Source organism: Vibrio sp. YMD68 (assembly GCF_029958905.1).
Lineage (GTDB): Bacteria > Pseudomonadota > Gammaproteobacteria > Enterobacterales > Vibrionaceae > Vibrio.
Map to the genome: position 1 here is coordinate 2,694,975 of NZ_CP124614.1, position 24,749 is coordinate 2,719,723.

Annotated in this window: 16 protein-coding genes; 12 read left to right on the top strand and 4 right to left on the bottom strand. The window is 44.7% G+C overall.

Annotated elements, in window-relative coordinates; translation table 11 throughout:
* Nucleotides 1-46: 46 nt before the first annotated feature.
* Entirely contained in the window at nucleotides 47-1,234 is a 1,188-nt protein-coding gene (gene tyrS / locus QF117_RS18235; protein WP_282387421.1) for a tyrosine--tRNA ligase, read from the bottom strand.
* A gap of 129 nt (nucleotides 1,235-1,363) precedes the next feature.
* On the opposite strand from tyrS, the gene QF117_RS18240 reads away from it, so the two are divergent.
* A complete protein-coding gene (locus QF117_RS18240; RefSeq protein ID WP_282387422.1) occupies nucleotides 1,364-2,659 on the top strand; it encodes a peptidoglycan DD-metalloendopeptidase family protein in 1,296 nt (431 codons plus the stop codon).
* A gap of 258 nt (nucleotides 2,660-2,917) precedes the next feature.
* Here QF117_RS18240 and QF117_RS18245 read toward each other — a convergent pair whose 3' ends face one another.
* From QF117_RS18245 to erpA, 3 genes are all read right to left on the bottom strand, one after another.
* Nucleotides 2,918-6,046 carry an efflux RND transporter permease subunit gene (locus QF117_RS18245; RefSeq protein ID WP_282387424.1) on the bottom strand — a complete coding sequence of 1,043 codons (3,129 nt, stop codon included), beginning with the start codon at nucleotides 6,044-6,046 and terminating at the stop codon, nucleotides 2,918-2,920.
* A gap of 8 nt (nucleotides 6,047-6,054) precedes the next feature.
* A complete protein-coding gene (locus tag QF117_RS18250) occupies nucleotides 6,055-7,185 on the bottom strand; it encodes an efflux RND transporter periplasmic adaptor subunit (RefSeq protein ID WP_282387426.1) in 1,131 nt (376 codons plus the stop codon).
* Between the two features lie 100 nt (nucleotides 7,186-7,285).
* Nucleotides 7,286-7,627 carry an iron-sulfur cluster insertion protein ErpA gene (erpA, locus tag QF117_RS18255; RefSeq protein WP_017041699.1) on the bottom strand — a complete coding sequence of 114 codons (342 nt, stop codon included), beginning with the start codon at nucleotides 7,625-7,627 and terminating at the stop codon, nucleotides 7,286-7,288.
* 281 nt (nucleotides 7,628-7,908) lie between these two features.
* Between erpA and hemL the strand changes: the two genes are divergently transcribed.
* The 11 genes from hemL to QF117_RS18310 all read left to right on the top strand — a co-directional run bounded on the left by hemL (nucleotide 7,909) and on the right by QF117_RS18310 (nucleotide 24,738).
* Nucleotides 7,909-9,201 (top strand): glutamate-1-semialdehyde 2,1-aminomutase, encoded by a 1,293-nt coding sequence (gene hemL, locus QF117_RS18260; RefSeq protein WP_282387432.1) that lies wholly within the window; start codon nucleotides 7,909-7,911, stop codon nucleotides 9,199-9,201.
* A 260-nt stretch (nucleotides 9,202-9,461) separates the two neighbouring features.
* The gene (locus tag QF117_RS18265) at nucleotides 9,462-10,547 is read left to right on the top strand and encodes an AI-2E family transporter (protein WP_282387435.1); all 1,086 of its coding nucleotides are present in this window, start codon (nucleotides 9,462-9,464) and stop codon (nucleotides 10,545-10,547) included.
* Nucleotides 10,548-10,626: 79 nt separating this feature from the next.
* Nucleotides 10,627-11,652, top strand: coding sequence for a 16S rRNA (guanine(1207)-N(2))-methyltransferase RsmC (gene rsmC / locus QF117_RS18270; RefSeq protein ID WP_282387436.1), 1,026 nt, complete (start codon nucleotides 10,627-10,629; stop codon nucleotides 11,650-11,652).
* Nucleotides 11,653-11,835: 183 nt separating this feature from the next.
* Nucleotides 11,836-15,222: an ATP-binding protein gene (locus tag QF117_RS18275; RefSeq protein WP_282387438.1), complete on the top strand. Its 3,387-nt coding sequence runs from the start codon at nucleotides 11,836-11,838 to the stop codon at nucleotides 15,220-15,222.
* A gap of 948 nt (nucleotides 15,223-16,170) precedes the next feature.
* Entirely contained in the window at nucleotides 16,171-17,853 is a 1,683-nt protein-coding gene (locus QF117_RS18280) for an ABC transporter substrate-binding protein (RefSeq protein ID WP_282387440.1), read from the top strand.
* A 170-nt stretch (nucleotides 17,854-18,023) separates the two neighbouring features.
* On the top strand, nucleotides 18,024-19,010 hold the full coding sequence (locus QF117_RS18285) for an ABC transporter permease (RefSeq protein WP_017036701.1): 987 nt from the start codon (nucleotides 18,024-18,026) through the stop codon (nucleotides 19,008-19,010).
* A gap of 2 nt (nucleotides 19,011-19,012) precedes the next feature.
* Nucleotides 19,013-20,038, top strand: a complete 1,026-nt coding sequence (locus QF117_RS18290) for an ABC transporter permease (protein ID WP_282387446.1) — start codon at nucleotides 19,013-19,015, stop codon at nucleotides 20,036-20,038.
* A 2-nt stretch (nucleotides 20,039-20,040) separates the two neighbouring features.
* Nucleotides 20,041-21,024, top strand: a complete 984-nt coding sequence (locus QF117_RS18295; RefSeq protein WP_282387449.1) for an ABC transporter ATP-binding protein — start codon at nucleotides 20,041-20,043, stop codon at nucleotides 21,022-21,024.
* 39 nt (nucleotides 21,025-21,063) lie between these two features.
* Nucleotides 21,064-22,059 (top strand): ABC transporter ATP-binding protein, encoded by a 996-nt coding sequence (locus QF117_RS18300; RefSeq protein ID WP_282387452.1) that lies wholly within the window; start codon nucleotides 21,064-21,066, stop codon nucleotides 22,057-22,059.
* Nucleotides 22,060-22,136: 77 nt separating this feature from the next.
* Nucleotides 22,137-23,861 (top strand): glycoside hydrolase family 9 protein, encoded by a 1,725-nt coding sequence (locus QF117_RS18305; protein WP_282387454.1) that lies wholly within the window; start codon nucleotides 22,137-22,139, stop codon nucleotides 23,859-23,861.
* Between the two features lies 1 nt (nucleotide 23,862).
* The gene (locus QF117_RS18310) at nucleotides 23,863-24,738 is read left to right on the top strand and encodes an N-acetylglucosamine kinase (RefSeq protein WP_282387455.1); all 876 of its coding nucleotides are present in this window, start codon (nucleotides 23,863-23,865) and stop codon (nucleotides 24,736-24,738) included.
* The last annotated feature ends 11 nt before the right edge of the window (nucleotides 24,739-24,749 follow it).

The window sequence follows — 24,749 nt, forward strand, 5'->3', positions numbered from 1 at the left end:
AAAACATGGATGTGTTAATCGATATCAATAATTAAGCGATCGTAGATTAAGCGATCGTAATACGAGCAAACTTACGCTTGCCCACTTGGAATACATAAGTACCCACTTCTGGAGCGAACTTAGCGTCTGCTACTTTCTCACCTTCAATCTTGGCTGCGCCTTGTTTTACCATACGCATCGCATCTGACGTTGATGCACAAAGACCCGCTTCTTTTAGAATATTGCTGACCGGCAATCCCGCTTCGAAGGTAAACTCAGGCATTTCATCAGGAATTTGATTCTTAGCAAATCGGTTAACAAACTCTTGCTCAGCTGCATCCGCATCCGCCTCAGAATGGAAGCGCGCAATGATCTCTTTGGCAAGAAGTACCTTAACATCACGAGGGTTTTTGCCTGCTTCAACATCCGCTTTAAACTGCTCAATTTCTTCTAATGGACGGAAAGACAGAAGCTCGTAGTAGCTCCACATCAATACATCTGAAATTGACATGATCTTACCGAACATCTCACTCGGTGCTTCACTCACACCGATATAGTTGTGCGCAGATTTAGACATCTTCTTCTCGCCATCTAAGCCGACAAGTAGAGGCATCGTCAACACGACTTGTGGTTTCTGACCGTGACCTTTTTGAAGCTCACGCCCCATGAGCAGGTTAAACTTCTGATCCGTACCGCCCAATTCAACGTCTGTCTCCATTGCCACAGAGTCGTAACCTTGCAGTAGTGGGTACATAAATTCATGAATCGCTATTGGCTGACCGCCGGCATAACGCTTTTTAAAGTCGTCACGCTCAAGCATACGAGCAACCGTTAAGTTTGAAGCAAGACGAATCATCCCTTCCGCACCCAGCTCAGATAACCACTCAGAGTTAAACTGAATTTTGGTTTTTGCTGGATCGAGAATTTTGAAAACCTGTTCTTTATACGTTTCAGCGTTGCGAAGGACATCTTCACGAGTCAGTGGTGGACGCGTGGTATTTTTACCCGTTGGGTCACCAACCATCCCTGTAAAGTCACCAATCAAGAAAGTTACGTCATGGCCTAGCTCTTGGAACGCACGCAGTTTATTCAGGATAACAGTGTGGCCCAAGTGGATATCAGGCGCCGTTGGATCCGCACCCAGTTTAATTCTTAGTGGACGGTTCTCTTTTAACTTCGCAATTAACTCTTCTTCTGGAATTAATTCGTCAACACCACGTTTTATTTCTGCCAATGCAGCTTCGATACTCGCCATTCTTGTTCACTCCCACAGATTTGGCAAAAATTTTATAGTTTGCCATCTTACGCGAATAGCGATGTTTTTTGAAACCAGTTAGACTAAACAGCTAGCTATTTTATTCACTTTTATAGAACGAACGCTAAAATGCTGTCTATTTTCAATCGTCTTCCATGGGTTCACCGAGCGCTAATTGCCTTTTTTAGTGCCATTGTGGCCATTGCTATTTTCTTTCTTCCTGATCCTAAAGATTTACGTCAGGAGAAAAGCACCTACGAGATAGGTCGACATTATCCGCTCACTATTAATGCCGAGGCGCTTTCTCCAGGAACGTCTATTTCTCCTTCTGCAGTATTGCGCTGGGAGAAACATACGATTGGATCTGGCGAAAGTGCCGCTATTTTATTTCAAAGACTCGGCCTCTCTTCTCGCCTTCTCTATCAACTGACCACCACCAATGATGATATAGAGAAACAACTCACTCGCATTAAACCTGGTGATGTCTTTCAATTTGGTTTTGATGAAAACAATGAATTGGTTCAACTGAAACGAAAGCTCAGTGCATACGAAACCTTTATTGTTTCCAAAACGCGTGACGGGTTTGAATCTACGTTTGATAAAAAAGAACTTCAGTATCAGTACAACTACGCTGAAGCGGACATTACCTCTAACTTCTGGAACGCTGGTATCAATGCTGGTTTAACTGCAAACCAAATTATGGAGTTGGCCGGAATCTTTGGTTGGGACATCGATTTCGCGCTGGATATACGCAGTGGCGACCAATTTAAGATGCTTTATCAGGAACAGGTGGTAGAAGGTGAAGTGATCGGTAGAGGTAAGATTATGGCCGCTATATTCAAAAACCAAGGCGATACCTTTACCGCTATTTTGGATGACAATACCGGTAATTATTACGATGAAAATGGCAGAGCGATGAAAAAAGCGTTCTTACGATCGCCTGTCGATTTTCGTCGGGTAACATCGAACTTTAATCCAAATCGTCGCCACCCAGTGACAGGTAAAGTCAGAGCTCACAGAGGAACCGACTACGCGGCACCTGTGGGAACGCCTATTTGGGCTGCAGGTGATGGTATTGTTCAAAAATCGAGTTACAACCAATTCAACGGTAACTATGTCTTCATTCGTCATAGCAGTACCTACATCACCAAATACCTGCACCTTCAAAAAAGAAGAGTGAAGACAGGCGACCGAGTAAAGCAAGGGCAAACCATAGGAACACTGGGCGGAACAGGGCGCGTTACAGGCCCTCACCTGCACTATGAGTTTCTTGTGAATGGGGTACATAAAAACGCTCGTACCGTGAAGCTTCCTGAATCTAAGTCGCTAACGGGCAAAGCAAAGGCGACCTTTATTGCCAATGCTGAGATACGATTGGCTAAACTAGACCGTTACAGTGAGCTTCTTTTTGCCAGTCATAATTAGTTGCCCATTTACGTTCGCCGTTTCGGTTAACCGCTTAAGTTACAGTTACTCGCTTAAATTACAGTTACTCACTTAAATTACAGTTACTCGCTTAAGCACTGAGTTAACCATGGTACTTTACCCAATAAAAAACCCATCAATTACAATTGATGGGTTTTTCGTTAACGCCACTATTACTATCTGTCTTTAAAGAATTGGTCTTTCAAGATAGGAAAGTGGTTTAGGTTCATTGACGCTTGATTCCAGCGTCAATACAGGTTATTTGCCTTCATCCACTAACTCGCTCGGTTCTGGCTCTTTCTCTTCTAGCTTATGCTTTTTACCAAGCATCAGTAGACATGGAGTCAGCACTAAGGTTAAGACGGTAGCAAACGTCAACCCACCCGCAACCGCCGTCGCCAACTGAGACCACCACTGAGTACTAGGTGCACCAAACTCAACCTTTTGATTCACTAGATCGATGTTCATTTCCAGCACCATAGGTAATAGCCCCAAAATGGTGGTGACGGTTGTCAGCAATACAGGTCGCAGACGTTGTACACCAGTACGTAAGATCGCTTCTTGTCGGCTCAAGCCACGTTTAACTAGCTGATTAAAGGTGTCTATCAGTACAATATTGTTGTTCACCACAATACCAGCCAACGCAATGACACCAATTCCTGACATCACAATACCAAATGGTCTTTGGAAAATAAGTAGCCCAGCAAAGACACCCACGGTAGAAAAGAGCACGGCACTTAGAATCAAGAAAGCCTGATAAAAGCTGTTGAACTGCGTTACCAAAATCAGCGCCATAACAGCAAGTGCCACAATAAAGGCATTTTGCAGGAAGGCCGAAGAGTTTTCTTGCTCTTCGTTTTGACCACGGATTTTAAATTCAACCCCGCTTGGTAAGCCCAGTTCGTTAATCGCTTGCTCGATTTTAGGCAGCTCCAACGCTAAGTTATACCCCTCGCCAATATCAGCCATAATGTTGATGATCCGATGACCGTCAATACGCTGAATGGTGTCTTGCTTATGATCGGGAACGATTTGAGCGAAATTGGTAATAGGCACAAGCCCTGCCGCTGTCTTCACTCTGAGCTGATCGAATCGGCCAATGTCACGCTTATCTTCTGGATAACGAACCAGAATATCCACTTCTTCATTCGCGTCATCGGGTAAGTAGTCACCAATTTTAAGACCGTTAGTCACAAACTGAACCGTATTACCCACAACCGTCGCATCGGCACCAAAACGAGAAGCATCATCTCGCCTAATATCAATTCTCCAATCAATACCTTCTTTACTAGAGCTGTCACTGATATTAGTAAACGCCGGATTATTATCAGCCCAGTGGCGTACCATCTTAGCCGCTGAATCTAACTCATCAGGGATTCGCGCAGACATCTCGATAACAAGATCATGAGCCACAGGAGGACCCGCATCTGGGAACTTGTATTCAATTTCAACACCGGCAAATTGATCGGTCGTGAGTTTTAACTCTTCGATAATATCTTTTACGGGACGTCGATATTGCCAATCCACAGGCGTTATCTGAATTTGACCAATCTCTTCAGTTCCACCTGTTTTGGTGTAAACACTTTCAAACTCATCGTGACCCAGCATCACCGTTTCAATCTCTTTCATAATGACATCTTTCTCATTAATCGAGAGATCCCCAAATGAACGAACCTTCACGGTAAAAAATGGCGGATCCACTTCAGGGAAGAATTCTGCACCTAAACCGGCTTTTGAGTAGGTAAACCCTACCCCTACGGACAAAAGAATCGCACAAAGTAAAATCTTCAATGGATGCTTGATTGCGATGGCCAAGGTTCGGTAGTAGAGCTTCGTCAATCCTTCCGCTTTATCGAAATCACCGTCATGTAATGCGACCATCTTTTGACGGCTGGCACTGGTGACATTTTGCGGTTTGCCAATCAAACCACCCAGGACAGGAACAAATAACAAAGCCATAACCAATGATGCTGATAGAGTGGCTATCAACGTCAGTGGCAAGTACTTCATAAATTCGCCAGTAATATCAGGCCAAAATAGTAACGGAGCAAAGGCCGCAAGGGTTGTTGCCGTAGAAGCAATGATAGGCCATGACATGCGCTTAGCCGCTTCACGATACGCTTGTCTTCTTGGGGTCCCTTCCTGCATTCGCCTATCAGCAAATTCTGTCACCACGATCGCACCATCCACCAGCATGCCAACCGCCATGATCAGTGAGAACAGCACAACAATATTGATCGTCAGACCGAATAATGACAGTACCAGCAAACCGGTTAAAAAAGAGCCAGGTATGGAGATACCCACCAAAAGTGCGGTGCGTACGCCTAAAATGGCAATGATAACGATCACCACCAAAATGATTGCAGAGAGAATGTTATTTTGAAGATCATTAAGCATCTGCTTAACGTCTTTCGATTGATCCCATGTGTATTTAACCAACAAGTTGTTTGGCCATTCAGGACGATTCTGTGCTTCCGTCATTACGGCTTTAACAAGGGCGACCGTATCAATGATATTTTCACCGGCTCGCTTCTTAACATCCAAAATCACCGCAGACTTGCCGTCTAAACGCGCGTAACTTTCTGGATCTCGAAAAGCGCGTCTCACCGTTGCTACATCACCGAAAGTGATGACTTGTTTCCCATCCACTTTGACTGGTAACTCTAAGACATCTTTAAGGGAATCAAATACCGAGGGAACTTTAACTGAGAATCGCCCATACCCCGTATCAACGAAACCAGCCGCAACCACTTTGTTGTTCAAAGCAATAAGATTATAGATATCCGCCTGATCAAGCCCGTAGCTTTCCATTAATAATGGATCAACGATGATCTCAACAATGTCATCGCGATCACCGGCAATATCAACTTCAAGCACTTGTCGGTAGCTTTCTAGTTTGTCACGCAGCTCACGACCAATTTGCACAATCGTACGCTCAGGAACCGTTCCGTAAAGTACAACCGAAAGGGCTGGCTCTTCAGACGCTAAGGTTACCTCGTTGACCGTCGGCTCATCACTGTCGGCTGGCAATTTAGGTTTGGCAAGATCGACCGCATCGCGAACATCGGCCATGGCCTTGGCTAAATCCGCTCCAACATTAAATTCTAACGTAACAGAACCATGACCTTCTGAAGCGGTTGAGGTCATTTCCTTCACCCCTTCAATCGCTCGAAGCTCTTGCTCTATCGGTCTGACCAACAATCGCTCGGCATCAGACGGTGATATACCTTGGTGGCCGATAGAAACATAAATGATGGGAATGGTGATGTCAGGGCTCGATTCTTTGGGAATCGTAACGTAAGTGCCTGCCCCGGCAATAAGTATCAGTATCAGCAGGCTCATCATTGTCCGAGTTCGAGACAATGCGGCATCAATTAGTGAATACATAGTTGCTCCTACTGCTGAGTATCAGGCTGCTGAGAGAGCTCTTTTTGAGCCAGTTCGTGCTGTGAAAATTCAATCGCTTCGACTGAATCTCCATCACGAACGAAACCTTGTCCAACCGTAATAATATCCACTTCATTACCAAGGCCTGAAAGCCAAACCCCATCTTGCTCCGCTTTCACTAGCTGAATCGGTACAAAACGAACAACACTATTTTCAAGCGTTTTAACACCCAAATTGCCTACTGCATCGAGTGCTAGCATCGCAGGTGTGACTTTCACGGCGAGCTGCTCATTGAGCGTTAGTTCAACTTCGGCACTGATGCCCGCAGGAATTCGTTGGTTCGGGTTCGCGATTTCAATTTCAAGTGGAAAGGTGTTCGTCGAACTGGAAGAAACGCGCGAGATATAGCGAAGTGTGCCTTCGACAATGGTGCCATCGATAAAACGTATTTTGGCCGGCTGCTTTGCCGTCAATTTTTGAATATGACGCTCACTGACATCCGCTTCAATAACAAGCTGACTGAGATCGATAACCGTTGCCACAGGATCTCCAATACCGACGAAATCCCCTTCTTCGATAAACAGATGATCAACAATGCCTGAAAACGGCGCAGTCACTTGCGTGTTATCGAGAGCAACCTTAACATTACTCACCATGGCTTTAGCTTCGATTAAAGAAGCTTCAGCATTGGCAAACGCGACTTCGCCTTGCAGACCTTTCTTCTTCAAAGACTGGGCTGCTTTATACTCTTTTTCTTTCACTTTTAGCATCGCTTGAGCACGCTCAAGTTGAATCGACAAATCGCTTTTATCAATCGAGGCAATGAGCTGTCCTTTTTTGACAGAGCTGCCTTTTCGCACGATTAACTTGTCAATTTTACCGGCTATCTCGGCGCCTATTCTTGCTTGTCTATCCGGCGCAGTTCGCCCATAAAGATCAATACGCTTTGGGGTTTGCTCAGCGGTAAAGGTTTGATAGACCACTTTCGCTAGTGGGATGGTCGGTTTGGAATTCTTAGCGGCACTCTCTTCAGCCTTGAGTGAGCCCAATCCAAGCCATGCGGTCAGTAACAGTATGAGAATTAAAGAGACAAGCCACGGACGCTGAGAGAAAAAGCGAGCGACAGGAAAGTTCGGCATATAACATCCTTTTTTTATGTCCCGCGATACTTCCTCATTCGCGAGTTGCAGTTAGGTTACTCACCTAACTGCATAATTGTGTTTGTACTACGAAATATATCTAAACGCTGAATGATGCTCCACAACCGCAAGTTGTTGTTGCATTAGGGTTATCGATAAAGAAGCGCGCACCTTCCAGCCCTTCCGTATAATCGACAACCCCACCAACGAGATATTGTAAGCTCATCGGATCCACCACCAGAGTCACACCACTATTTACGATAGTGGTATCACCATCATTGACCTTTTCGTCAAAAGTAAAACCGTATTGGAAACCACTACAACCCCCGCCTGTAATATACACTCGGAGTTTTAGTTCTGGATTCTCTTCTTCTGCAATCAATGTCTGTACACGCGTTGCTGCTGCATCAGAAAAAGACAATGGTACATTTACTTCGCTCACGACGACCTCTCTTACTTCTTGTAAATCCCCATCCACGTCATTATGCGGCAATGAAGTAGGGAGTGGGTGTATCTTTTTTAATAATCTCGCGATTATCCAATACCTGACTGATTCGTTCAAGTACTCCACAACAAGAATCACGGATTCAAGAACTTAATATTTAGCCTATACGTTTTAAGATGTGAAAAAGAACAGAAAAATCAGCAAAAGATTTCTAGTTTGAATTTGGATCGGTACAATGCGAGGCAACTTGGTCCTAATAATCAAACGAGGATGTACCGATGACCAAATCAGCAGAACTCTATCAAAAGGCACAAAAAACCATTCCAGGCGGCGTTAACTCTCCTGTTCGGGCCTTCAACGGTGTGGGTGGATCGCCTATTTTTGTCGAAAGAGCCGATGGCCCTTTGATTTTTGATGCTGATGGCAAAGCCTACATCGATTATGTTGGATCGTGGGGGCCAATGATTCTTGGCCATAACCATAGTGTTATACGCGATGCCGTCATTGACGCTGCTCACCGCGGTTTAAGCTTTGGTGCTCCGACAGAAACAGAGATCAACATGGCTGAATTGGTTTCTGAACTGGTTCCGTCGATGGAGCAACTGCGCATGGTTAGCTCTGGGACAGAAGCGACGATGAGCGCCATTCGTCTTGCTCGTGGTTATACAGGCCGTGACAAAATCCTTAAATTTGAAGGGTGCTACCACGGTCATGCTGACAGCCTTCTTGTTAAAGCCGGTTCAGGAGCACTGACGCTCGGTCAACCTAGTTCTCCCGGTGTACCTGAAGATTTTGCTAAACACACTTTAACAGCAACCTTTAATAACCTTGATTCAGTCCGTGAGCTATTTGCCGCCAATAAAGGTGAAATCGCTTGTATCATTGTTGAGCCCGTTGCCGGCAACATGAACTGTATTCCACCGGTTGAAGGTTTCCATGAAGGTCTACGAGAAATCTGTGATCAAGAAGGTGCACTGCTTATCTTTGATGAAGTCATGACCGGTTTTCGAGTCGCTTTGGGTGGTGCTCAAGCGTACTACAACATCAAACCAGATTTGACGACACTGGGTAAAGTGATTGGCGGTGGTATGCCAGTTGGTGCGTTTGGTGGCTCTAAAGAAGTCATGCAGCATATTGCTCCTACAGGGCCGGTCTATCAAGCTGGTACGCTTTCTGGTAACCCAGTTGCAATGGCAGCGGGTCTCGCATGCCTGAATCTATTAAAAGAAGAAGGCAACGAAGCGCGCCTAGCCAGCAAAACCAAATACATAGCTGATGGTTTTAAATCCTTGGCTGACAAACACGGTATCCCACTAACGGTTAACCAAGTCGGCGGTATGTTCGGCTTCTTCTTTACTGAGCAAGAAACCGTAACCTGCTATGAAGACGTGACTAAGTGTGATGTTGAACGTTTTAAACGATTCTTCCACTTAATGATACAGCACGGTGTATACCTAGCCCCTTCCGCGTTTGAAGCGAGCTTTACCTCGTTAGCCCATGATTCTAAAGAGCTTGAAGCGACACTCGAAGCCGCTGATCGCTGTTTTGCCATCATTGCACAAGAAGCGTAATGATTTAGCGTCATAATTAACGAGCTGGAAACAGCTCGTTTTTTATTGCCAATTCAAAACAACGAGCAGTAACAACACCATTAACGTGAATGTAAACCAAGGAATAGATCGCCCTTTTTTGCAGGAAGATTTGTCACTTTCGCTATTCTTACAACACCCCATTCACCTAACCTCCAAACAATAACTGAACGTTCTTCGTTGATAACCTTCTATTTTAACGTCATTATGGTTCTCTACACATAAAGAGATAGGTCACCGTTGTGAAAGACAAAGTCCAAATAAATTCTAGCCACTGGGTACTAATTGCAGCATTAGTCGCCTCAGCCTATGCCTGCTATTTATTGATTCAGCCCTACGTCAATTCAATCGTGATGGCCTTTATTATTTCACTGTTGATGTTCCCTATCCACGATTGGCTTGAAAGAAAGCTCCCTAAACATAAAAATACCGTTTCTCTACTCTCTTGTATCATCTTAACCTTTATTATCGTACTGCCTTTGCTGGTGGTTTTTGCCGCCATTGTTCAGCAAGGGTCAACATTTTCCCAAAGTACTTATCAGTGGGTGACCCACGGGGGAATCAACACATTATTCGATCACCCTCTGGTGGTAAAAACCCTCGCTTTTGCTAACACGTACCTACCATTTGATGAAATTAATCCTCAACAGATTGCAGCAAAAGTTGGGCAATTTGCAACATCACTAGGATCGAACATCGTCGGTATTAGCGCTAAAATTTTAGGTGACGCCACAAGTTTCCTAATGGACTTCTTTTTAATGCTGTTTGTGCTGTTCTTTTTGCTGCGCGATCACGACAAAATCATCAGTGCGATTCGTCATATATTACCGCTCTCTCGTAGCCAAGAAGATCGCTTACTCGCTGAGATTGAACAGGTTTCTAAATCTGCGGTTATGGGATCGTTTCTCACCGCGATTGCACAAGGCATTGCGGGCGGTTTAGGCATGTGGTTAGCGGGCTTCCCTGGCTTATTCTGGGGAACCATGATGGGGTTTGCCTCCTTCATTCCAGTCGTAGGAACCGCACTGATTTGGATTCCTGCCACCATCTACCTTTACTTGACCGGTGATACTAACTGGGCAATTTTCTTAGCCATCTGGAGCGTCGCCATTGTTGGATCGATTGATAACATATTGCGCCCGCTACTGATGCAAGGTAGCGCAGGTATGAACACACTGATGATTTTCTTTTCATTGCTCGGTGGCATACAACTCTTTGGTTTGATTGGCCTTATCTATGGCCCTCTTATTTTCGCTATCACCATGGTGTTGTTCACCATCTATGAAGAAGACTTCAAAGGCTTTTTAACAAAACAAGATAATAGCTAACCCTGAACACGAAACACTTCTAGCTGAGGGCAGATTATGAGAAGATCAGCCCTCACTTGATCTATTACTGAATTCAACCATGTCTGCTTATACCGCCCCTAGTCAAATTGCTCAACGTCAACTCGCTTACTTCAAAGGAAAGCATGTCCTTGTTGCCGGCGAAGCGGAAGATCTTTTTCCACTTGAATTGACAGACCACTGTGAATCTGTGTCGATTTACACCACCAACTATGGTTACTATCGACAAGTTAAACGCTATGACAAACTTAATTGCTATTTTGGCGCTGAATTAACTGATCAGACTCAAGCGGATATGGTTCTGCTCTATTGGCCCAAAGCAAAAGCTGAAGCGGATTTTTTACTCTCTATGTTGATGAGTAAACTTGGAAAAGAGACAGAAATAGTCGTAGTGGGAGAAAATCGCTCAGGGGTTAAAAGTATCGAAAAGATGTTTAAACCTTATGGCCCAATCACCAAATTTGATTCAGCAAGACGCTGCTCGTTTTACTTCGGACAATGCACCGAGCAACCCGCGACGTTTTCTTTAAACGAATGGTTCAAAACCTATCAGGTCAGTTATAACGATCAAGAGCTCACCATAAAAAGTCTGCCGGGTGTTTTCAGTCATGGTGAATTTGATATTGGCAGCCAATTACTCCTCGATACACTTCCCTCATTAAAAGGCAAAGTCCTTGATTTTGGTTGTGGTGCAGGCGTCCTCGGAGCCGTTATGGCAACGCTTAACCCGGAGGTTAACCTGGAAATGTGTGACATCAGTGCACTTGCTGTCGCATCGACACAACAAACGCTGATCGCTAATGGTCTTTCTGGTCGCGTATTCGCCTCTGATGTTTATTCAGACTGCGCGAATGATTACCAATTTATAATCAGTAATCCCCCTTTCCACTCAGGTTTAGAGACCAGCTATAGCGCGACAGAAACACTGCTTGCTGACGCTCCGCAAAAATTGAAAAAACGAGGACAACTTTTTATTGTTGCGAACAGTTTTCTTAAATACCCACCGATCATTCAACAAGCATTCCATAATTGTGAGACTCTAAATAAGACCAGTAAGTTTGCTATCTACAAAGCAAGCAAAGCCTAAATGCGATGAAATGGTGACTCCAAACTGTGCGCAGCGGCACTTTTCTGCGCCTTTGAACACGAATTAGTAGTGACTTACTTGTCAAAGTAAAAAAACTCGTTAATTTTGTCATTTTAACTGTTTTTACTTTGCTCGATGATTTTGACAATCATCACTCTGTCTTAGGGAAAGTAACGTCTTATTATGTTCAGGTTTTATCGTAAACAGAAATTCAAACGCCTCCAAAACACCTTGATGTTGGCGTTTCTAGTCTTGAGTATCACTCCTCTTACCGTCGTGGCACTGTTTTTCATTCATTCTCACAGTACAGACTTACAAGAACAGAGTACGTCTCATGTGACGTCAGTTCGTGATACAAAACAGAAGCAAGTTGTTGATTATCTGTATGCGAAAGAGTCAGAAGTGATGGGCTTTGTTCGTTCAGAACTCGCTTATGCCAGTGGTGGGCGCTTTTATGGTTTGGTCAACGCTTTCCAAAACTTAGGCGCCGACATCGAACAGGCTCGCCAACATGCCCAGCAGCGATACATTGAAGGCTCTGGAGACCAAATTAGAACGTCAATTCTGCCACAATCCAGTGCCTACATTGGCAGCGAGCGCTATCGTCTACTTCACAAAAGGTACCACTGGGCCTATCAAGAGTTACTTAAACGCTCCGATTTTGATGACATCCTGCTTGTCGATATCACCGGTAATGTCACCTATTCCATTTTAAAAAATGACTATTACGGCACCAATCTACTGAGCGGAAAATATCAAAACTCGAACTTAGGAACGACTTTTCAAACACTAAAAGAGCTGGTCAAAGAAAAGCGCGCAAACAATGTTGATTTTACACCGGTCATTCTTTCTGATTTTTCCTCTGCAGACGGAAAACCCGTAGCATGGTTAGGTGCGCCTATTATTCAACAAGGTTATTTACACAGTTATGCGATGTTCCGCCTTCCCAATAACGGTATAACTAAACTGATTGCCGATACCAATAAAACCTCATCAATGAGAACCTTGCTAGTCGGGCAAGATCACCAAAGCCGCTCTCTGGCTTTCCAGCAGGAAGACATCAAAACCAGTATTGAAGTCATTGACCTAGCTCTCAAAGGTTTAACCGCGGTTGGAACGTATACCAATACACAAGATGAGAAAACCATTGCAGCCTATAGCCCTATCACGTTTAAAAGCATCAACTGGGCTATCGTTGTCGAAGTACCGGAAAAAGAAGCGTTTGCTCGCGTGCATCAGCTAGAGAAGTTGTTTGTTATCGCCATGTTCAGTGCGTTAGTCCTCGTGGTTATCGCTTCGCATTATTTATCGAATTTTATTACATCACCACTGTTAAAACTGACCTGGGCAGCAGAGAAAGTCTCCGCTGGTGATCTCGATGAAACGATGATCAATACCGAGCGGAAAGACGAAATTGGCCGATTGGCAGTGAGCTTTGAACGGATGCAACGATCGATTCGAGAAAAAATGAAGCTCATTAAATCTCAAAACAGCGAACTAGAAAGCAACATTCACCTCATTAAAAAGCAGAATGAAGAGCTTCACTTAGCCAATAAGCTTAAAGATGAATTCTTAGCCACAACGTCTCACGAGCTCCGTACTCCACTGCATGGCATGGTCGGCATTGCTGAGTCTCTGGTGTCTGGAGCCAATGGCCCAATTACCGCCGATCATAAATACCAGCTCAATATCATCATCAGTAGCGGTCAACGCCTAGCGACCTTGGTCGATGACCTTCTTGACTACCATAAAATGCGCTATGGAAACCTAGATATTCATTGCAGTGCCGTCGATCTTTCTAGCGCAACTCGACTGGTTCTAGAATTATCGAACCACCTGCTTGGCAATAAACCGATCAGAATCATTAACCAAGTGCCTGAAGAACTGCTTTGGGTTTCCGCTGATCCACAGAGGTTAGAACAGGTCCTATATAACCTTATCGGCAATGCAATTAAGTATACCTCGGAAGGGAAAATCGTTATTTCTGCCAATGTAGTTGATGACAATCTTCGTGTCCAAGTGGTTGATACCGGTCAAGGGATCCCTGCGGATCAACTCGAGCATATATTTGAACCATTAATTCAAGCAGGAAGCGACTCTAGCCGTTACCGTCAAGGGACAGGACTTGGTTTATCAATAAGCCGCCAGTTAATTGAGCTTATGAACGGTTCTTTGTATGTCAGCAGCCAACCCATGGTCGGCACCACATTCAGCTTTACCCTTCCATTGGCGCTTGACCATGAAATAGAAGCTGCCGGGTTGGGCGAAACCAGCCACTTCCACGCACCAGATCTCAACGAAGTGGTATTGCCCGATCAAAGTAGTTTGCCTGAAAACCCACAAGGACCCTTGCTATTAGTCGCTGATGACGAGCCGGTGAACTTACGTATTCTCGATAGCTTTCTACGTATTGAGGGCTACCGAGTCAGGACAGCAAAAGATGGCCATGAAACCCTAGAGCAAGTGCAGAAAGAGAAGCCGGAACTGCTGCTCTTAGATGTTATGATGCCTGGGCTATCTGGCTACAGCGTATGTGAAAAGCTTCGTGAGCAATACGACCACTCAGAGCTGCCTATCATTATGTTAACGGCCCTTAACCAAACCGACGATCGTGTCAGAGGGTTTGATGCTGGGGCAAACGACTACCTGTCTAAACCCTTTAACAAACAAGAGCTAGCGGCTCGAATTACCGCCCACTTATCAGCAAGCCAAGCTGAAAAACGACGCATCGAGAACGATCAGCTTCAAGTTGAGTTAAAACGACGTGCGATGGTTGAAGCAAGCTTGTTAGAGACTCAAGGTCGCCTACTAGAGCAATTAGAATCGGCCCCGGAAGCCATTTTATGCGTGAGGGACGATAATAAAGTGCGCTTTGCTAACGAAGCCGCTTCAAAGCTGTTCAGACGCAGCCCCGAGCAATTAAAACGCTCAAACGCGGATGAAATGATCGCCCCGAAATACCTCACCGTTGAGCTAGAACACTATTGCGGCAACATTGATATTTATGTTGAGGACATCCGTCAAAACATTTCGACAGACATACTAAAGCTGCCCGAAGAGTCTGGGTTAAAAGCGATGTATATCTTTAACGTTGGGGGCAGTGTTAACGCGGCACGTATTGGCAACCTAGAAACCGCAGTTGAAGCCCTTTCAAGTTATGCCTTTGAAGGGGATAAAGATAAACTGCAGCAACTGAAAGAGCTTGGTGGTGAATTTACTCGAATTGCCGATCGGGTCGGGGGCGAGAACAAATCTAAACAAGAGGTAATGAGAGAAGTTTTAGTCGAAGCGATGACCAATGCGATTGAATATTGGGAGAGAGTCACAGGGCAGAGCAAATTTGCTTTCGCCGAACAAAGCGGCCTATGGCGAGTGTATCTAGACAGAAGCACGTTACAAACTCGAACTTTGGACAAGTATTTGCGCCAAGAAACGTTACCTAAGACCCCAAGGTGGAGAACGGTATTAAGCTCAATTGAATATATATTGGAGCACTGTCAGGAGCAAAGTCCAGAGAGAACACACATCATTGCGCTAAGAGATAAGCTACAACACCTCCTAACCAGCTAGCTTCTCTTCTGCTGTATTACTATCCTTCCAAGGTCTGCACATTCGCAGACCTTTTTGTTGGCCATTTTTGACAGACCATGTTTATCGCGACTATTCAATATCTTCTTGTTTTATTCAATCTCAGCTTGTCGTGTACATACGCTTCTTAGTGGTGAAAGCCAGTCTATGACGTCTATAGCGTCGCTTGCGGTAACTAACCAAGTTGGACCGCCCTAAGGTTAATCGTCAGATGAGAAAACCTACGCCTTGCCTTGCCCAAATCGTGCTATACATCTTGCTACACGCAAATAAGAGTGAATATCGCCTCTAGGTCATACCTTTCATTGGCCTGATCTAGGCAGAAATTTAGAGCCAATAAAAAGCAACAACAATGCCCAATTGTTGTTTTTTCTTATCATAAATTAAGCTAATTTCAGCATAAAAATCACGATGTAAAACGAGTTGAAAACAGCTAATTTTCTATGAAATACAGCCAAAAACCAAAATAACAGTTCAATTTGCGAACTGAATCACAACAAATCGTCATAATAATTTTTCGCTCGAAATTGACGTAAGATTCTACGAGTGACCCCGATCTCACAAACAGAGCCAACAACCAACCATCAATAAAAATAATAACTCAGTAGATAGTAAACACTAACTTATTCTCAAGAACCTCGTTAAAACGAGACCTAGATCGACTGCTATTATTTGCTCAATCTTATAGCAGAAGAGCATATTTTAACGTTTATGACGTAGGAAGTTTAGGTTTTAACATTTTTAACGGGAATCGTAATTGCTAATTTTGTCGTTACGGTGTCTTCTTAGTGTGCCTAAGGCCTACAGGCCACTCCTATTTATTGATTCCTCCGATTAATAAATGATGAACGGAGGTAGGTCTTAGAGAGTGTTAATCAATTGATAACATTCCTTCCACAGTGAAACGAAAGCAAATAGTAAGGAACAGCTATGCTTGCCAATATAAAAAAAACAGTACTAGCAACTGCAATTATTGCAACTGCGACAACGGGTTTTGCATCAGTAGCAACTGCTGCTGAGCGCAGTGAACTCACCGTTCACCCAAAAGAGTTTACGACTTTTGTACGTAACTTTAACCCGTACCTAGGTGCGACTAACCTACATACCACTACAGACTTCATGTACGAGCCTCTAGTTATCTTTAACGAAATGCACGGCAACACGCCTGTTTTCCGTTTAGCGACTGGCTTTGAAATGTCTGACGACCTAATGAGCGTAACGTTCGACATCCGTAAAGGTGTTAAATGGTCAGATGGTGAAGCATTCACTGCTGACGACGTTGTATTCTCATTCAACCTAGTTAAAGCAAAACCAGAACTAGACCAAAGTGGTATCAACGCTTGGATCACTGGTGTTGAGAAGCTGAATGAATACCAAGTTAAATTCCGTTTAAGCGAAGCGAACTCAAACGTACCTTACGAAATCGTTAAAGTACCTGTTGTTCCTGAGCACGTATGGAAAGACGTTAAAGAGCCAGCAACATTTACTAACGAAAACCCTGTAGGTTCAGGTCCGTTTACTGTTGTTGATACGTTTACTCCACAACTTTACGTTCAATGTGCTAACCCAAATTACTGGGATGCTGATAACCTAGACGTTGATTGTTTGCGTGTTCCGCAAATTGCAAACAACGACCAATTCCTAGGTAAAGTCATCAACAGCGAAATGGACTGGACTTCTTCATTCATTCCAGACATCGATCGTACATACGCAGCAGCAAGCGAAGCGCACCACTACTGGTACCCGCCAGCAGGTACTCAAGCGTTCGTACTGAACTTCAAAAACCCAGATGCAGCTAAGAACGAAGCGTTGAACAACGTTGAATTCCGTCGTGCATTCTCTATGGCTCTTGATCGTCAAACTATCATTGATATCGCATTCTACGGCGGCGGTACTGTGAACGACTTCGCATCAGGCATGGGTTACACATTCGAAGCTTGGTCTGATGAAGCAACTCACAATAAATACAAAGGCTACAACACATACAACGTTGAAGGCGCTAAGAAGCTACTTGCTGAAGCAGGCTTTAAAGATGTAAACAACGATGGTTTTGTTGACACTCCTTCTGGTAAGCCTTTTGAACTACTGATTCAATCTCCAAATGGCTGGACTGACTTTAACAACACAGTTCAACTAGCGGTAGAGCAGTTAACTGAAGTTGGCATCCAAGCTCGTGCTCGTACGCCTGACTTCTCTGTGTACAACCAAGCAATGCTTGAAGGTACTTATGATGTAGCTTACACAAACTACTTCCACGGTGCTGACCCGTACACATACTGGAACAGTGCATATAACTCAGCGTTGCAAGACGGTGAAGGTATGCCACGTTTCGCAATGCACTTCTACAAAAATGAGAAGTTAGATAACCTACTTAACAGCTTCTACAAAACAGCTGATAAGAATGAGCAGCTAGCTATCGCTCACGGTATCCAACAAATCATTGCTGCAGACCAAGTAACGGTTCCTGTACTGTCTGGTGCTTACATGTACCAATACAATACAACTCGCTTCACTGGCTGGTGGAACGAAGAGAACTCTAAAGGCCGTCCAAACATTTGGGCTGGTATCCCTGAGCGTCTACTTCACGTACTGGACCTAAAACCAGTTAAATAAGTAGAAGTTCATTTCTAGCGGCGAACATCCCGTTCGTCGCCAACTAAAATCCCCACTCTGTGTTAAACAGTATGGCGCTCGTCGTCAGGGGATTTTTCGCTCTAAATTTTCGCTAGGAGCGACCTGAATCCAGGGACAGGGAAACAATCTGGGTGAGTAAGGTGTGAGTTATGGGTTATTTTTTTAGACGTTTGTCATTTTATTTTGTCGCACTATTAGTTGCAGCGACGTTAAACTTTATTATTCCAAGAGCAATGCCTGGTGACCCAGTTACCATGATGTTTGCGAACGCTTCGGTTCAAGTTACTCCTGAACGTATTGCAGCGATGAAAGAACTTTTAGGCTTCGTTGATGGTGGCTTACTAGTCCAATACGCAGCGTATATGAAGAACATTCTTAGCTGGGAACTGGGTACATCGATTCAGTTTTACCCATTATCAGTGAATACACTACTAGGTGGCGCATTCGGTTGGTCACTGTTTCTAGCTGGTACTGCGGTCATTCTCTCTTTTTCACTAGGTTCGATTCTAGGGATCTTCGCAGCGTGGAAACGCGGTAGTAAATACGATGCTTTTGTTACGCCAGGCATGCTTATTCTACAAGCGGTTCCTCAGGTTGTTATTGCGATGATTGCACTATTTACCTTTGCAATTGGCTTAAAGTGGTTCCCAACAGGCTACGCATATACCGCAGGCACATTACCTGACTGGACGAGCTGGGAGTTCATCAAAGATGTGGCTTACCACGCTGTTCTACCTTTGATTTGTGCTTCTGTAGTTCAAATTGGTGGCTTCCTAGTCAACATGCGTAACAACATGATTAACCTTCTCGCTGAAGACTACATCACGATGGCGAAAGGCAAAGGGCTTTCAGAAAACCGCGTTGTCTTTAACTATGCGGCTCGAAATGCACTGCTTCCAAGTGTTACCGCATTATCTATGTCTTTAGGTATGGCAATCGGTGGTCAACTTATCATCGAAATCATCTTCAACTATCCAGGTCTTGGTAGCGTGCTATTTAACGCTATTAACGCTCGTGATTACCAGGTTCTTCAAGGACAACTGCTTATCATGACGCTATTCATGCTGTTCTTTAACCTAGTTGCTGACATGCTGTACGTTGTTTTAGACCCTCGCCTACGTAAGGGTGGTAAATAATCATGAAAGAATTTGCAAAACTCATTTGGCGCAACCCAATGGCGCTAACCGGTGTCGTTATTTTAAGCCTGTTCATTTTCATTGCACTGGCTGCACCGTTAATCACTAAACACGCTCCTGACAAAAGAACGGGTAATCCACATGAATACCCAAGCTTCGTTGTCAAAAGTGCACAAGCAAACCCTGATGGTTGGGTCGCAGAAAATCTAGCCACCGATCGCCGTACAATGATCATGTCTAAGAAGGCTGACCATGTACTAGGTACTTCACGTATGGGCCGAGATGTTTGGTCACAAGTCGCCTACGGTGCACGAGTATCATTAGCGGTAGGTTTTGGTGCGGGTATTACCGTGTGTTTCCTTGCGACAGTTATTGGTGTCTCTGCGGGTTACTTTGGTGGCCGAGTGGATGACGTACTAACCGCAGCAATGAACATCATGCTGGTCATTCCTCAGTACCCATTACTCTTCGTGGTCGCAGCATTTATTGGTGAGGCAGGGCCAATGACCATAACCTTAGTCATCGGCTTTATGTCCTGGGCTTGGGGTGCAAGGGTCGTACGTTCACAAACGTTGGCACTGCGTGAAAAAGAATTTGTTAAAGCGGCTGAAGTTTTGGGCGAATCGTCTTTCCGTATCATTTTTGTTGAGATTCTTCCTAACCTAGTTTCCATTGTAGGTGCAAGTTTCATCGGCTCTGTCATGTACGCAATCATGATGGAAGCAACCTTGTCGTTCTTAGGCTTAGGTGATTCAAACACCATCAGCTGGGGCATCATGCTTTACAACGTCCAAACCTCTTCATCAATGCTTATTGGCGCGTGGTGGGAACTATTGGCTCCTTGTGTAGCTATCACATTACTGGTTACTGGTCTTGCGCTGCTTAACTTCGCAGTGGATGAAATTGCTAACCCTCAGTTACGTTCACACAAAGGCATGAAGCGCTGGAAAAAACTTGCTAAGCAAGATAAATCAGAGCGCCAACCAGAACTTCCACCACAAAACGCACTTTGGAGCGGAGATAAATAATTATGACTGAACCAATCATTTCTATCCGTAACCTATGTGTTGACTACATTACAGACGCTGGCGATGTTCGCGCTTGTAATAACGTTAGCTTCGATATCGCACCAGGTGAGGTATTTGGTCTAGCTGGTGAATCCGGCTGTGGTAAATCAACCGTTGCATTCTCGCTAATGCGCCTTCATAAGCCGCCCGCTTTCATTACCGATGGTGAGGTTATCTTCAACGGCGAAGATATTCTTCAATACAGTGACGAGCGCATGCAAGCATTCCGCTGGAGTGAGATGTCGATGGTGTTTCAAAGTGCAATGAACGCACTGAACCCTGTTCTGACGATGGAAGAGCAGTTTTGCGACGTGATTATGCGTCACACCAACATGACTCGCGAACAAGCGAAACGTCGTGCGGAAGGTTTGCTGGAAATCGTAGACATTCACCCTAGTCGCTTGAATGATTACCCTCACCAGTTCTCTGGTGGTATGCGTCAGCGTTTGGTTATTGCGATTGCACTCGCGTTAAACCCGAAGATGATCATCATGGATGAGCCAACGACCGCTCTCGATGTGGTCGTACAGCGTGAAATTCTACAAAAGATTTACGCGCTTAAAGATGAGTTTGGCTTCGCTATCTTGTTCATTACCCATGATATCTCATTGATGGTCGAATTCTCAGACCGCATTGGCATCATGTATTCAGGTGAGCTGATTGAAGTCGCACCATCAAAAGAAATTTTGGAAAGCCCTTATCATCCTTACACGAAAGGTTTGTCTAGCTCTTTCCCTCCATTAATTGGCCCTAAAACGAAATTGACGGGTATACCTGGTAGCCCACTCAACTTGCTGGAAATTCCGCAAGGTTGTCGCTTCCAAGCTCGTTGTGACCGTGTCCACGAAGCCTGTACCAAGGTACCGACGTCGCTTCGTCAAATAGAGCCTAATCGTTTATCAAATTGTCACCTATACGGTGAGCCTATTGCTCAAGCTAAAGCCTAAGCATTAAAAGATAAAATAAAAAAGTTTCTGGAGACAATTATGAGCAAACAATACGGTGATTTACTAATTGAAGGGAAAAATGTCGTTAAAGACTTCCCTCTAAACAGTAACTCCATAAAACAATCAAGAATGCGTGCGATTAACGACGTTTCTTTCAAAATGTACAAGGGAAGAGGTCTAGCGGTTGTCGGTGAATCCGGTTCGGGTAAATCAACAACAGCAAAAATGATCGCGAAAATGTACGCACCTAGCAATGGCGTGATCGAATATAAAGGTCGTGATATTCAAAGTATCACAGCCAGAAAAGATCTGATGCACTACCGTGAAGGTGTGCAAATGGTATGGCAAGACCCGTTTGGTTCTTTAAACCCGACTCACAATATCTTTCACCATATAGCTCGACCGTTGCTGATTCATAAGAAGGTAACGCCGGGTAATCAGAAAGAGCTGGAAGAACGTGTCCATGACCTCTTACAGCAAGTAGGACTGATTCCACCAAAAGAAACCGCGGCTAAATTCCCGCATCAACTTTCTGGTGGTCAACGTCAACGTGTCAACCTTGCGCGCAATATTGCCGTTGGTGCTGAAGTGGTACTCGCGGATGAACCAACATCTATGCTTGACGTGTCAATCCGTGCTGGTGTTTTGAACCTGATGGAAGAGATGAAGTTTGAAAAACAGATGTCTCTTCTTTACATCACGCACGATATCGCAACAGCTCGTTACATTGCTGAAGATATCTCCGTGATGTACGTCGGTCACATGGTTGAGTGGGGCGATACCGATGAAGTTATCTCAAACCCTCAGCACCCGTACACTAAGCTGCTTATTTCAGCCGTGCCGGATCCTAGCAAGTCGATCCATACCAAGTTAGAAGGCAACAAAGGTGAGATCCCTCTTTGGACACCCGCTTCTGTTGGTTGCCCATTTGCTGGCCGCTGTACTCATGCTACGTCAAAATGTACAGAGCATCTGCCTGAGGTTACTCAGCTTTCAGACAATCACTTTGTCCGTTGCTACTTGTTTGAATCGTAATATTTAATCCAGGGCCTGGTGTTCGCACTAGGCTCAACTTACTCCCAAAATAATCATTGTGAATTCGGAGATATTTGATGCAGTTACTCACTAACCATATCGGTTATGAAACACAGGGTGCCAAGCAAGCCATCATCATGACGACAGCTTCAACGCTTTCTTCAATGACCGCCACTCTTGTGAGTACAAATGACCATCAAAGTGTTTTACCTCTTTCCGTGAGTAACGGGGAGCGTTGTGCGCAATGGCATCAAGGCTATTTCTACACCATCGACTTCTCAGAATGTGTTACTCCTGGACACTACTACATCGAATTTGAAGGCCTTCAATCAGAACGCTTTGAAATATCGGAAGGGATTCTGATGCAACGTACATTTTCGGATGTACTGCATTACTTTAAATCCCAACGTTGTGGTGGAATTTATGATCAGCAAGATAAGCATGTACCGCTGCTAGGCACAAATGTCACTGCCGACGTGCATGGCGGCTGGTACGATGCTTCTGGAGACGTGAGCAAGTATTTAAGCCACCTCTCTTACGCCAACTACTTAAACCCTCAACAAATACCCATGGTGGTATGGAACATGTTGAAAGGGTTAACGCTTTTAGAAGATCACTCAGGTTTTGCTCCATTTTCTCGCACTCGCCTTAAGGAAGAGGCTTTGTTTGGTGCTGACTTTTTAGTTCGGATGCAAAACTCTGAGGGATTTTTTTACATGACCGTTTTTGACAAGTGGAGCAAAGACGTCAAGCAACGTGAAATTTGTGCCTACGAGACTCAAGACGGGCACAAAGGTGAAGACTATCAAGCCGGCTTCCGTCAAGGCGGTGGCATCTCTATTGCGGCTCTAGCGGCTGCGGCTCGTTTAGATATTCACGGCGAATTCACACAAGCAGACTACCTAGCGGCAGCAGAAAGCGCTTACTGGCACTTAACCGAATACAACACTCAATACATCAATGATGGTGAAGAAAATATCATTGATGAATACTGTGCACTGGTCGCCGCTACCGAGCTTTTCCGCACGACAGATAAGCAAGAATACCTTGCAGAATCGAGAGCTTGGGCAAAGCGTTTGATCGCAAGACAGCACTCTGATCAGCACATCGAACATTTCTGGTCTGCAAACCAAGATGCATCCCGACCATACTTCCATGCCGCTGAAGCGGGGCTTCCCGTTATTGCATTATGTGAGCATCTTGAAATAGAAACGGATAGCGAGTTTGTCGAGCAAATTAAGCACGTCATTCACTCAGCTTGTCAGTTTGAGATTGCTATATCCACTAAAGTATCGAACCCATTTGGTTACCCAAGACAGTATGTAAAATCGGTCGACGGTGACAAACGTGATGCGTTTTTCGTGGCACAAAAAAATGAAAGTGGCTACTGGTGGCAAGGTGAAAACGCTCGATTAGGATCCTTGGCTAGCATGGCGTTTATGGCACAACAACACATCGACGATCACGCACTCAAACAACAACTTTCTGACTACGCACAAAACGCAATTAACTGGGTCGTTGGCCTTAACCCTTACAACATGTGCATGCTGGACGGTCACGGTCACAATAATCCAGATTACTTACCTCATTTAGGCTTTTTCAATGCCAAAGGCGGTGTGTGCAATGGCATCACAGCAGGCTTTGATAACGAACAAGACATCGCCTTCAATCCCGACGGCCAAAAGGATGACATGCTACAAAACTGGCGCTGGGGAGAACAATGGATCCCACACGGAGCATGGTATTTATTCGCCATAATCAACCAATATAAGCACTTTGTTTCTAAAACGGGAGAGAAATAATATGACGCTTTTCTATGTTGGTATTGATGGTGGCGGTACGTCATGTCGTGCACGTATTCGCACTCATAGTGGCCAGTTTGTCGGCGAGGCAAAAAGTGGCAGTGCCAATATCCTGTTAGGGGTTGATGTCGCGATGTCGTCTATTATGCATGCCATTGAAGCTGCGGCTCATCAAGGTGGGCTAACTGACGCCGACTACCAATCCATGCATGTCGGCTTAGCCCTTGCTGGTGCAGAACAAAAATCGGCTTGGCAGAGCTTCATGGCACTGGAACACCCATTTGCCAGCATCACATTAAACACCGATGCGTACGGAGCTTGCGTCGGTGCTCATAATGGTCAAGACGGTGCAATCATGATTGGTGGCACGGGTTCTTGTGGCATTTTGTTAAAAGATGGCCAGCAACATGTGGTTGGAGGTCGAGAGTTTCCCATTTCAGATCAAGGGGGAGGCGCAGTGATGGGTTTAAGGCTCATTCAACAAGTGCTTTTGACTCAAGATGGCATTCGCCCTGATACCGCCCTATCTCAACATGTTATGTCGCATTTTAATAACGACGTAGACCAAATTGTTGAATGGTCAAAGACCGCAATTCCAAAGGATTACGGTCAGTTTTCACCGGTTATTTTCCAGCTAGCAAACGAAGGCGATGAACTTGCCATCGAGATGCTCAGACAAACAGCCAACGATATAGAAATGTTCTTAATCGCGCTGAACAAAAAGGGAGCAAATCAAATTTGCCTAATGGGAAGCATCGCACAGCGTATCGTTGCATGGTTGTCCCCCCCTGTTCAGCAGTGGATCGTTGAGCCACAGTTTGATGCCATCGAAGGGGCGTTAATGTTTGCTGGCAATACTAAGCACAACCTGTACTGAGGATCCACATG

Coding starts and splice junctions, on each gene's coding strand:
- tyrS (WP_282387421.1), bottom strand. CDS start 1,234: ATGGCGAGTATCGAAGCTGCATTGGCAGAAATAAAACGTGGTGTTGAC.
- QF117_RS18240 (WP_282387422.1), top strand. CDS start 1,364: ATGCTGTCTATTTTCAATCGTCTTCCATGGGTTCACCGAGCGCTAATT.
- QF117_RS18245 (WP_282387424.1), bottom strand. CDS start 6,046: ATGTATTCACTAATTGATGCCGCATTGTCTCGAACTCGGACAATGATG.
- QF117_RS18250 (WP_282387426.1), bottom strand. CDS start 7,185: ATGCCGAACTTTCCTGTCGCTCGCTTTTTCTCTCAGCGTCCGTGGCTT.
- hemL (WP_282387432.1), top strand. CDS start 7,909: ATGACCAAATCAGCAGAACTCTATCAAAAGGCACAAAAAACCATTCCA.
- rsmC (WP_282387436.1), top strand. CDS start 10,627: ATGTCTGCTTATACCGCCCCTAGTCAAATTGCTCAACGTCAACTCGCT.
- QF117_RS18275 (WP_282387438.1), top strand. CDS start 11,836: ATGTTCAGGTTTTATCGTAAACAGAAATTCAAACGCCTCCAAAACACC.
- QF117_RS18280 (WP_282387440.1), top strand. CDS start 16,171: ATGCTTGCCAATATAAAAAAAACAGTACTAGCAACTGCAATTATTGCA.
- QF117_RS18285 (WP_017036701.1), top strand. CDS start 18,024: ATGGGTTATTTTTTTAGACGTTTGTCATTTTATTTTGTCGCACTATTA.
- QF117_RS18290 (WP_282387446.1), top strand. CDS start 19,013: ATGAAAGAATTTGCAAAACTCATTTGGCGCAACCCAATGGCGCTAACC.
- QF117_RS18295 (WP_282387449.1), top strand. CDS start 20,041: ATGACTGAACCAATCATTTCTATCCGTAACCTATGTGTTGACTACATT.
- QF117_RS18300 (WP_282387452.1), top strand. CDS start 21,064: ATGAGCAAACAATACGGTGATTTACTAATTGAAGGGAAAAATGTCGTT.
- QF117_RS18305 (WP_282387454.1), top strand. CDS start 22,137: ATGCAGTTACTCACTAACCATATCGGTTATGAAACACAGGGTGCCAAG.
- QF117_RS18310 (WP_282387455.1), top strand. CDS start 23,863: ATGACGCTTTTCTATGTTGGTATTGATGGTGGCGGTACGTCATGTCGT.